Annotated in this window: 10 protein-coding genes and 1 pseudogene; 8 read left to right on the forward strand and 3 right to left on the reverse strand. The window is 61.5% G+C overall.

All coding sequences use genetic code 11. The features are described 5' to 3' along the window. Window positions 1-22: 22 nt before the first annotated feature. From E1267_RS21600 to E1267_RS21635, 8 genes and pseudogenes are all read left to right on the forward strand, one after another. Entirely contained in the window at window positions 23-1,276 is a 1,254-nt protein-coding gene (locus E1267_RS21600; RefSeq protein ID WP_132334402.1) for an MFS transporter, read from the forward strand. Window positions 1,277-1,758: 482 nt separating this feature from the next. Continuing rightward, complete coding sequence (locus E1267_RS21605) at window positions 1,759-2,805, forward strand: transposase (RefSeq protein ID WP_132334403.1); 1,047 nt, start codon at window positions 1,759-1,761, stop codon at window positions 2,803-2,805. 358 nt (window positions 2,806-3,163) lie between these two features. Beyond that, window positions 3,164-4,501 (forward strand): MFS transporter, encoded by a 1,338-nt coding sequence (locus E1267_RS21610; RefSeq protein ID WP_132334404.1) that lies wholly within the window; start codon window positions 3,164-3,166, stop codon window positions 4,499-4,501. A 198-nt stretch (window positions 4,502-4,699) separates the two neighbouring features. After that, complete coding sequence (locus E1267_RS21615; RefSeq protein WP_165959717.1) at window positions 4,700-5,434, forward strand: GNAT family N-acetyltransferase; 735 nt, start codon at window positions 4,700-4,702, stop codon at window positions 5,432-5,434. Window positions 5,435-5,520: 86 nt separating this feature from the next. Continuing rightward, a complete protein-coding gene (locus tag E1267_RS21620; RefSeq protein ID WP_165959718.1) occupies window positions 5,521-6,549 on the forward strand; it encodes a DNA glycosylase AlkZ-like family protein in 1,029 nt (342 codons plus the stop codon). 155 nt (window positions 6,550-6,704) lie between these two features. Continuing rightward, window positions 6,705-7,274, forward strand: a complete 570-nt coding sequence (locus E1267_RS21625) for a DUF5753 domain-containing protein (RefSeq protein WP_132334407.1) — start codon at window positions 6,705-6,707, stop codon at window positions 7,272-7,274. Then, window positions 7,262-7,477: a DUF397 domain-containing protein gene (locus E1267_RS21630; protein WP_132334408.1), complete on the forward strand. Its 216-nt coding sequence runs from the start codon at window positions 7,262-7,264 to the stop codon at window positions 7,475-7,477. The genes E1267_RS21625 and E1267_RS21630 overlap by 13 nt, the downstream gene beginning before the upstream one ends. A 137-nt stretch (window positions 7,478-7,614) precedes the next feature. After that, window positions 7,615-7,965 (forward strand): annotated as a pseudogene (locus E1267_RS21635) (integrase core domain-containing protein); the annotation flags it as partial. A gap of 506 nt (window positions 7,966-8,471) precedes the next feature. On the opposite strand, the gene E1267_RS21640 reads toward E1267_RS21635, so the two are convergent. The 3 genes from E1267_RS21640 to E1267_RS21650 all read right to left on the reverse strand — a co-directional run bounded on the left by E1267_RS21640 (window position 8,472) and on the right by E1267_RS21650 (window position 10,128). Continuing rightward, window positions 8,472-9,638, reverse strand: coding sequence for a hypothetical protein (locus E1267_RS21640; protein ID WP_132334410.1), 1,167 nt, complete (start codon window positions 9,636-9,638; stop codon window positions 8,472-8,474). A 4-nt stretch (window positions 9,639-9,642) separates the two neighbouring features. Next, window positions 9,643-9,957, reverse strand: coding sequence for a hypothetical protein (locus E1267_RS21645; protein ID WP_132334411.1), 315 nt, complete (start codon window positions 9,955-9,957; stop codon window positions 9,643-9,645). A gap of 66 nt (window positions 9,958-10,023) precedes the next feature. Continuing rightward, the gene (locus tag E1267_RS21650; protein WP_281283680.1) at window positions 10,024-10,128 is read right to left on the reverse strand and encodes a type II toxin-antitoxin system VapC family toxin; all 105 of its coding nucleotides are present in this window, start codon (window positions 10,126-10,128) and stop codon (window positions 10,024-10,026) included. Window positions 10,129-10,331: the final 203 nt, after the last annotated feature.

Below are 10,331 nucleotides of genomic sequence, written 5' to 3' on the forward strand. Positions count from 1 at the left end.
CAAGACCTACGGAGCCTCTTCAGTGAGCCTGCTACGAGATCGCGACTTCCGTAGGTTGTTCCTTGCCGACACCGCCAGCCAGGTAGGCAGCCAGGTCCTCATGCTCGCGCTGCCCCTGGTCGCGGTTTCCGTGCTGCACGCTTCGGAATTCGACGTGGGGCTGTTGGTCGCCTGCCAGACGCTGGCGTTCCTCGTGGTCGGGCTGCCGGCCGGCGCGATCGTTGATCGGCTGCCCAGGCGTTCGACCATGATCGTCAGCGACGCCGCGCGGGCGTTGCTGCTCACCTCGGTGCCGGTGGCATGGTGGCTGGACCTGCTGACGATCGAGCAGGTGTATGCGGTGGCGTTCGCGCTGGGCGTGTTCACTGTGTTCTTCGATATCGGATACCAGAGCTATCTACCACACCTGGTCGCCCGAGAGCGGCTGGTGGAGGGCAACTCGGCGCTGGAGACTGTCCGTACGATCGCACAGGTCGGTGGACCAGGCATCGGCGGTTATCTCATCCAGGTTCTCACCGCGCCCGTCGCGTTCTTCGTCACCGCAGCGGGGTTCGTCTGGTCGGCGCTGTGCCTGCGCACCATAGCCCAGCCGGAGATGGTCCAGCAGCGTCGCCGTGATCATCTGGTCAAGGAGATCCGCGAGGGCCTGGTGTTCGTGGTGGGACACCCGCTCCTGCGCCGCTTGGCCGGCTGCTCGGCCACGGCCAACCTGTTCCTGTCGATGATCCATCCGATGGTTCTGGTCCTGCTGGTCAGGGAGCTCGGCATCCCCGCAGGCGTGATCGGGTTGCTCATGGCAGCGGGCGGACTCGGGGGAGTCGTCAGCGCTTTGATCAACGCCAGGGTGGTGCGGTGGTTCGGGCAGGGGACGACTTTGTGGCTTGCCCTTGTCCTGCCGGCGCCGTTCATGCTGCTCGTACCGCTGGCAGAGGCTGATTGGCGGATAGCGCTGGTCGCCTTGTCCGAGATCGCCACCGGCGCCGGCATGGTTCTTTACAACGTCACCCAGCTCAGCTTCCGCCAGGCCGTCACCCCCGCGCATCTGCTCGGACGAACGAACGCCACGATTCGCTTCCTCATCTGTGGCGTCATGCCGGTCGGAGGCCTGCTCGGTGGCGTGCTGGGGACTGTGGCCGGAGTCAGATGGGCGATCTTCATAGCGGCGGTCGGCGTAGGTATGGCGGTACTGTGGCTCGTCACATCGCCGTTGCGGCTCATGCGCGAGTTCCCCGTCCAGCAGCCGGCTGAAGACGGCATGCGACCGCAGGCATCGTGACAAACTCAGCCCCGTCGGCGCGCGGTTCACGCGCTCTGTGCGCCTGCCGACGCGGCACCACTGAGAACGGCGGAGATACCCGTCTGGAGTTCGCCTGATGGATCTCCGTACGGCACTTCGCGGCGTCATCCGGCCAGGCGTCCGCGCAGGAAGTCCTTGCCCTGCTCGACTCCCTGCCGGACATCTTCATTGAGTAAAGCTGCAAAAAGCACCGGTCAAGAAGCCAGGCCTCGCCTCTATGGCCTAACACGGTTCTCGTCTTGGCGGTTACCGCTCTCACCGCCCTTCTGGCGGCTTCGCCGGCCTTCGCAAATCCGTCCCGGGCAGCAAGCGTAGGGGTCAGTTTGTACACGGGCACTCAGCCTGGATCCACGGTTTGAAATCTGATGCATGCGTTGTGAAATGCGGCGAGGTGCCCTCTGAACTGGGAAGATTGGAGTTCTCTACGCTTCAATCAGCCAGCTCAGGAAGGCACCTCGTAAGTGCGATTCTCCCACGCCGCCGGCAACACTCACGCGATCTTCGATGAAGAGCATCTGATCTCCTACGGCGGCTTGGCTCCGGCGCTGCGGCTGGCTGAGCGGGCAGGCCTGGAGCGTTTGACCGGTGAGCATGTGACGCGGGCGGCGGCAGGCGGGGTGAACGCTCCTGCGAAGCTCGCCTCGATCGTGGCCGGGATGGCCTGTGGCGCCGACAGTATCGACGGCCTGGGCGCGCTGCGGCACGGCGGGATGGGCAAGCTGTTCACCGGCATCCGCGCGCCGTCCACGCTCGGGTCGTTCCTGCGCGCCTTCACCTGGGGCAACGTACGCCAGCTGGACACGGTCGCCCGGCAGGTACTCGCCGCACTGGCCCGGCACACGCCGCTGCTGCCCGGCGCCGACGTGCTGGCCTTCCTCGACATCGACTCCATGCAGCGGCGCACCTACGGCTATGCCAAGCAGGGCTCCGGCTTCGGCCACACCAAGATCCAAGGAAAAAGCGTCCTGGTCCGCGGGCTCAACGCGCTGACCATCACCCTGTCCACCCCGCTGGCCGCCCCAGTCGTGGCCGCGACCCGGCTGCGCGGCGGCAGCGCCAACTCCGCTCGCGGCGCGGCATCCTTGGTACGCGAGTCGATCGCCACCGCCCGGCAGGCGCTGTGCTCGGGCACCCTGATCCTGCGCGGTGACAGCGCGTTCTACAGCGCCGAACTCGTCGGCGCCTGCCACGACAGCGACGTGCGCTTCTCCGTCACCGCCAAACTGGACCCCAAGGTCAAGGCAGCGATCGCAGCCATCGACGAGACGGCGGGGGCACCGATCAAGTACCCCCAGGCCATCTTCGATGACCAAGCCGGCGGCTGGGTCTCTGATGCCGAGGTCGCCGAGATCGGCTACACCGCCTTCACCAGCAAAAGAGGCAGCGCGGTCACCGCCCGCCTGATCGTCCGCCGGGTCAAGAAGGTCAACACCCAGGCCGAACGCGGCCTGAGCCCGCTGACGTTGGGCGGATGCTTGGTCGCACTAAAGTGTGGAACAGAGGCATAGGCTGGCTGGCAACAACACGCAACGATTGGCTGCGCGTCACCCAGTTTAGGAATGGCTCAGGAGCCTGGGAGTCGATGTTCGTCCCAAATGGTGAAGGGTCAATTGAGTGGAGACTCGACTGGTCAGCGACCGTTCCCGATGACATGTTCCTGATGTTCACCGGTCTTGACATACCCAACACCCTTGAAGTACCAACAGGAATATTGTCCGCGAAGCACGTGAACCAAACTGAGAAAAATGGTGGCGTCAGCTTTGCTGTGCGACCACACAAACCGATAACACTTGAAAGAGGGACGCCAATTGGCAGGATTGTTCTGCTGCACCGTGACTCACTTCAAGCAACCAGTGAGGTGAACGCGTGATCAAAGGCTATGCTGTAATTGCAAGGCCAGCGTCTGCAACTCTTTTAACGTCTCTCGTCGTGGGGCGCCTCGCTGGTGCGGCATTCCCGATCGCATTTGTGGTATCCCTTGCTAATACGAGAGGATACGCTGCTGCGGCAATTCTCCAGGGAATCATGGTCTTTGCCCTAGCGTCCACTGCGCCGCTGCGTGCGCGTGTGCTCGATAAATTTACGGTTCGCCGGACGATTATTCCTCAATCTCTTCTCTATCTTCTTCTGTTCGCTGGTTTGGTCGCTACTGCTCGCCAGCCCGAAGCGCCAAACTGGCTGGTCGGCGTTCTTGCACTCCTCTCCGCAATTTCAGCACCCGCCCTGGACACTGCTGTGCGTGTGTCATGGCGAAAGATGGCGCGCAACGAGGAAGAAGTAAAGTCGCTTCATGTATTGGACTCGATCACCGAGGAAGCCGGCTTCCTTCTAGGCCCCGTACTCGCCTCGATTCTCATGCTGACTGCGGGCGTGGAAAACGGCCTGCTCGCAACGGCGATTTTGATATCATTGAGCAACCTCCTGACTATTCTAACGCCCGTTGTTCGACGAGAACTTCTCGCAGAGGTGCCGCCAGCCGAAACATCGAGCCCAGACCATGTGGGCCTGGCCGACGGAACATGGCATCGTAGGCTATTGGCCACGATACTAGGGCCAATAACGCGTTCGGATCTGCGAGAAACGGTATTGCCGGTAGTGGTCACAGGCATATCGTTCGGCCTCCTCGCCATCGCAATTCCAAATATAGCCGCAGCCGGTGGAAATATCGCGGCGTCAGGTTTTCTGACTGCCACGATCAGCGCAGGAGGACTGATCGGGGGCCTTGTCTATGGAGCCTTGAAGCTCAAGGGCAGTCTCTGGAGGCGTCAAGCTAAGCTCGCACTGCTTTTTGGCAGTCCCCTAGCACTGCTGCCTTTGGCCGATTCTCCATGGTTTATCGGGGGTATTCTCCTTATTTCAGGCTTGGCGGTCACGCCACTCTACATCAACTCTTATCTGTTGATAGACAAGGAGATACCTGCCGACGTTAGGCACGAGGCGAACTCATGGGTTGCGGTCGGGAATGATCTGGGCTATACAGTCGGCATTGCCGTGGGAGGGATGATTATAGCTGCTCGCGACTATAGTAATGCACTCGTCGGCGTTGCTGTCGTTGGGATCCTTCTCGTAGTAATTGCAATTCGTGGGCTTAGCCGTCCTCAGTCTTTAATGCGAGACAAATTGGAGCATGAAAAGGAGTCCACTGGTGATCGGAACGACTGCGTGGAGGCAGAGGGGCTTGATAGAGATAGTTGGCCCGGATGAACTGACAGCCCATCAACGCGAGCACATTGATCGGCTTCTTTGGCAACGGTGGCATCGCGTAGGAAATAGCCCGAGCGTCGCGCGCAGCTTAAGCGAGGTAGCGATATCGAGCGATTCATTCACGCTCCTGGGATGGTCCCCTGCCCAAGACCTTGCAATGTGTGTGATAGGAACTATTCTTGCAATGATGACCCGGGTGTGGCAGCCTTTGAAGGTCGAAAACCTATAGTCCCGTCCACCGTTGCGGTCACTCCAGATGTGCTTTCACTGCCCTTCTCGCCCTTTGAGCCTTTGCAGCGGCGCTACAATGCGGCAGACCGCCTCACGTTCCATATCCCATTGAACGACGCAGTAGGGGCGACGCTGTTGGGTAGACTCGGATTCTCGCCCGAGTCGTATCTAGCCTTCAACCAGGAGGGCAGCTCTACATCATACAGGGTGGATTCTTTCTGCACAATTCGAGACGCAACCTTCGCCGATATTGCCTCCGTTTCGTCTCTTCACTATCAGCACGTCAAGGATCAACTTGCCACCTCGCAGTTCATCAGCGAGCCGAAAGGCGCCCCGGATATCCTGGGTACGACTTTTGCCCAACTCATCGAAAACGGCCAAGGACTGCTTGTTGCGGAGCATAAAGGAACGCTGGTCGGAGCAATCCAGTATGGTAGCTTCATGATGCCCGATGATGGAAAGGTACGTCGGCTTCCTCCTGGCTATGCCGGAGTGATCGAATGGATATGTGTCGCGCCAGAATCTAGAAATGCCGGACTAGGCAGTGCTCTCGTCTCTGAGGCCATATGCCGACTGAGAATTCTAGGCACCAACTATGTCTACGTATGTCACGGCACGAACAACCGGCTTTCCACTTCTTGCTTTTGGAACCGGTTTAACTTCACGCCCCATTGGGTAACGTTGGAGTACGGCCTAATTTAATGGATATCTCTCGATCCGAAGCGCGCCAGCTCGCACTTGTAGGTCATGGTTTTGCGAAGAATGCCCGATACTCCAGTCCACTGCACATGCTCCAACACCTCGGGGCCATCCAACTCGACGCCATCCAACGTGTGGATCGAGCGCATCGTCTCGTATGTTTCGCTAGGGATTATTCACTAAGTGGCAGAGACGCGATCGATGTATCGTTGTGGACTTCCGATGGGGAGGCGCTAGTTTTCGAATCATGGGCACATGCTGTTTGTATACTTCCTGTGGACGACTGGCCATTGTGGCATTTTCTGCGCGACAGGCTGCGTAAAGCCTCTTGGGCTCCATCCCAGGAGGCTTCGCAGCGAATTGTGCAGCTATTGACAGACGACGGCCCTCAGACTCTTAAGGAACTAGAGGCAGGCACCGAGAAGTCCTCAGGATGGGACTGGTCGGAAACAAAGCGAGCAGCAGAATTCCTTGTCTGGACGGGGTCAATCGTGTGTTGCGAACGCCGCGGAACGAAGCGTGTCTATGACGCCCCGGAGAGAAGGATACCCGAACAGCTTCTTCGTCAGGAGCCGGATGTAGCCGAAAGTTTGATGCAACTCATTGATCGTGCTGCGCGTGTCTATGGTATAGCAACTGCAGGTGACTTGGCTGATTACTTTCGGCTGTCACGTTTGGAAATCGAGCCTCTACTTCCCGATCTTGGGCTTGTCTCTGCCCGCGTAGATGGATGGGGAGAGCGTGCCTGGGTGCACCCCTCGGTGCTCAACGGTTCACTGCAGTCGGTCAGCCCGACGTTTGTGAGTCCCTTTGACAATCTCATCTGGGATCGCGATCGAGTCCGTAGGGTATTTGATTTCGACTATACATTTGAGGCTTACAAGCCTGTCGCGAAACGGCGCTTCGGCTATTATGTAATGCCCCTGGTGGTCGCCGATGCACTCGTCGGTCGTGCCGACTTGGTACGCGAGAAGTCTCGGCTCGTTGCGAAAGCGGTCTACTTTGAGGATGCGAAGACCGCGGACGTGGACACGGCCCTGGAGGCTGGGCAACGGCTTGCCATGCAGTTGGGTGGGCTCGAATTTCAGATAGATGACGTTCTCTCTACGGACATCTAGCCTCGATCGTATCCATTCATCCCTGAAGGAGCGGGGCCGGTCAAGCGCGGGGTTTTGTGGTTGACTATCCGTTTTTCTGGCGTTCCGGGATGGTTATCGAGCATTGCGCCTGCCGAAAACTCCATCTGTGCAGTTCAAGCCGCATGTGAGTACTCGTGGAGGACGCCCCCGAGCCAGTCTCGTCGGCGTATGTTCAGGTCGGTGATTCGTTCAGGATTTGTGATCGGGTCCGGGACGGGACGCAGCGGGGCGGCTTGGATCAGGGCTTGATGGGCTCGGTGCTGGTTGTAGAACCGTTCGTACTCGCGCAGGGCGTGACGCAGGTGGCGTTCGTTCCAGAGCAGGCAGCGGTCCAGGACAACAGGCCTACGCTATGGGCAATACTGGACGAGGGAGTCCTGACCCGACCTACCGGTAGCGAGGCGGTAATGGTCGAGCAGATGGCGTATCTGGCCACACTGGATGAGCATCCTCACGTCAACATCCGCGTGCTCCCACGCAACTCATGGCTGACCACCGGCCTGCAAGGAGCTTTCATTCTTGCTAGTGGACCAGAGATGCCGGACACGGCCTACCTGGAATCGATCACGCTGAGCCAGATTACCGCCGACACCGGACGCGTCCGGGAAGTCAAGTCGAAGTATGAGATGTTGCATAACGAGGCCCTCCCCCGGCGGGTCTCACTCCAGATGATTGAGGAGATGGTAGAGAAATGGACGAAATAACCACCAAGCTGCTGGAAACCGCCGAATGGCGCAAGGCGACACGCTCCGGCGACAGCGGCGACTGCATCGAAGCGGCCCCCTTGAGCGACGGCCGCGTGGGCCTGCGCGACTCCGAACATCCGGAAAAGTCCCCCTACGTCTTCTCGCCATCGGTCTGGGAGGCGTTCATCGACGGTGCCAAGAAGGGCGAATTCGACTTCTAAGCTCCCTACCGGCACCGGACCAGAGGAGGGGTCCCTGGCACGGCCGAGGACCCCTCGCAGTGTCAGGCCCGAGGCCGGTCGCGCAGCGAGCGGCATGATCCTGACGGCAGAGGGCGAGCCGGGCCGGGCCGCCGACGGCACCCGCAAGGTGGGCGGCGTCGAGGCCGGAGTGCGCGATCTTCCATTCCGATCATGGGAGTCAGTACACCTCCAAGGAGTTCGCGCAGTTGTGCGCCGAGTTGGGTGTCCGTCGGTCGACGGGTGTCGTGGGCACGAGCGCCGACAACAGCGCCGCGGAAGCGTTCAACGCCACGCTCAAGCGTGAGACGCTCCAAGGCTCCCGACGCTGGTCCTCTGCGCGGCAAGCACGCCTGGCGGTCTTCAAGTGGATCACCCGCTACAACACGAGAAGGAGGCATTCCACCCTCGGGCACCTGAGCCCGATCGACTACGAGCAGCAACCCGATAGTCTGCTCAAAGCAGCATGAACCCCGTGTCCATACTCCGGGGGGAACGCCCCTCAGTGTTCCCTTGATCTTCTTGCGGGTCTGGCTTGGCAAACCGGCCTAAACCGGTTCCGGGGCGCCCGGCCATGTGCCGGACCCGTGCCGAAGAGCAACCAGCGAGCAACCAACGGCGTGTCTCCGCCTCGCCGGAGGCCCCTGAAAATCGAGAAAGTGCAGGTCGGATGGGGTGTGGAGTGGTAGGGCGCCCGGGGCTCGAACCCGGAACCTACGGATTAAAAGCCGCAGTTCTCAATGCCGCCTGCTATCGAATTGTGTCCTAGTGTGCCGTTATGTCACGCCTTTCCCACGCTCAAAATGTCCGAGAATGCCGCCCGGTGCCATGCCGTATCAGGCGCCGATGAGCATCCAACGAGCAACCGTGCAACGGTTGGCATCCCTTGACCATGTGCACTTCTCGGCTGGCCGGGCAGTGTGGCTGGGTGAATCTCGCTGGTGCGGACGCTCGCCACCAGGCATGGAATCGCCGGTTACTCGGCTGTGAGGCCTGCATCGTTGAGCCGCTTGACGAGGCTGGGCTTGCCCTGGTGTCGTTCCCGGAGGTGGGTGAGGCGCTGGTTGAAGGCGCCGGTGTGCTCGTCGCGGAGGGCCAGGGCGTGCAGGTCACGCAGGAGTTCGACGGCTTGGTCGTATTCGCGGGGCTTCTTGGTGCTGATGGAGGTCTCCACCACGTCCCACGCGGAGTCGAGATCCTGGGCGAGCCGGTTCAGGCGCAGCTCCCTGGCTTGTCGTCGCTCCTGTTCCCTACGGGCCTGCTCTTCGGCGCGCTGGGCGGCTTCCTGCTGCTCGCGTACGTGGCGGCGGGCGGCGGCGCTATCCAGCAGTTCGGCGACCGTCCGCCCCGTCTCCGTCTCCTGGCCGGTGGTTTCGCCGCCGAACTCGCGCAGCAACTCCCACCGAACCTTCGCGCCGTCTTCCTCGATCACCCGCAGCAGCAGCGCGTCCTTGCGCTTGGCCCGCAGAGCGCCGATCCAGGCGGCCAAGGCATTCCGGTCGTGCTGTACGGGCTGCGCCGGCGGGCTGGCTTCGGCGGCGGCCGCGAGCAGATCGTCGTCCAGGCGCAGAAAGTCGGCCAGGGCCTGTTGCGGTGCGCTGAGCGAGCCCAGTCCGGGCGGGACGGGCGGCTCCAGGGCGTCCTCTTCCTCGTAGTCGAAGGCGTCCTCGTCGCGCTCCCAGGTTCCGTAGGCCGACAGCCAGGCCAGATAAAGCGGTCGCAGGTCACCGGAGGCCAGTTCGGCGCGGATGCCGACGATCGCCGACAGCGAGCGTTCGACATCGTCCTCCCAGTACTCCTCCTCCGCCTCGCTGGTGAAGTCGAGGACGAGGTGTCCGCCGCTGGTCCAGACGCTGACCTGCTCACCCACGCAGTAGCGCTGGGCCTGCTTGGGGTCGAGCACGGCCTTGGGCAAGCGCAGCATGATCCGGTGGGTGCCCCAGTTGGCCAGGTACAGGTGGGCGTCGTAGTAGCGCTCCATCATGCGGAGCGGGTCGCCGCGGAAGTCGCCCCAGTGGTACTCGTTGGCGAAGCTGGTGGCGGTGATGTGGGCTCGGGTGGACAGGGCGCGCATCTCGGCCTGCTGCTGGTCGGTGAGCGGCCGGTCGATGGCCAGGAACTCGTAGTACTGGTATTCGCTCATGCTCTCATCCGGCCCAGCGGCGGAACGCGTGGATCCATTCGGCCCCGGCCGGTGGTGGGTCGGGCTGCGGCAGATCGAGGATGCCGATCGCCTGCTTGTGCTCGCCATGGCGGCAGATCGCCACGATGCCACTTCCGACCAGGAAGTCGATCGCGGTGACGGTGACCCGCAGGCCGAGCACGGTCGTCTCGAACGGCATCGCCAGGTTGTCGCCGATCATCACATGGAAGCCGGAGAGCTGTTCGTCATCGCCGTAGGCGTCCACGATCGCCTGCTCGATCAGCTCATCCAGATGGTCGTCAGGGGGACAGCGAGTCACAGAAGCACACGATACTCCCGCGAGGAACCCTGGCGATCACGCTTGGGCAGAGGGCATGCTGGACCGTCAGGGCTGGGCGGGGGTTATGTCGGTGTGCGGGAAGTCCTCGCCTTTGAAGAGCAGAGGCTGGTCGAGGTCTTTGGCGAGGGCGTAGGCGAAGCAGTCGCCCATGTTGAGCTGGGTGTAGCTCGTACTCAGTGACCTGAGCGATCAAGCAGTGAGGGCATATCCGTCCTGGTAGCTGGTTTGGTGGACACGATCGTGTTGCCGGGCGAGGTGGTAGCTCCAGTAATCGTCGAGATGCCCGTTGGCGGTCAGCGCGCGGAGCTTCAACACCGCTTCGGCTCCGGCCAGTCCCCATCTTGCTCCGGTGG

The organism is Nonomuraea longispora (assembly GCF_004348345.1).
GTDB classification, from domain to species: Bacteria; Actinomycetota; Actinomycetes; order Streptosporangiales; family Streptosporangiaceae; genus Nonomuraea; species Nonomuraea longispora.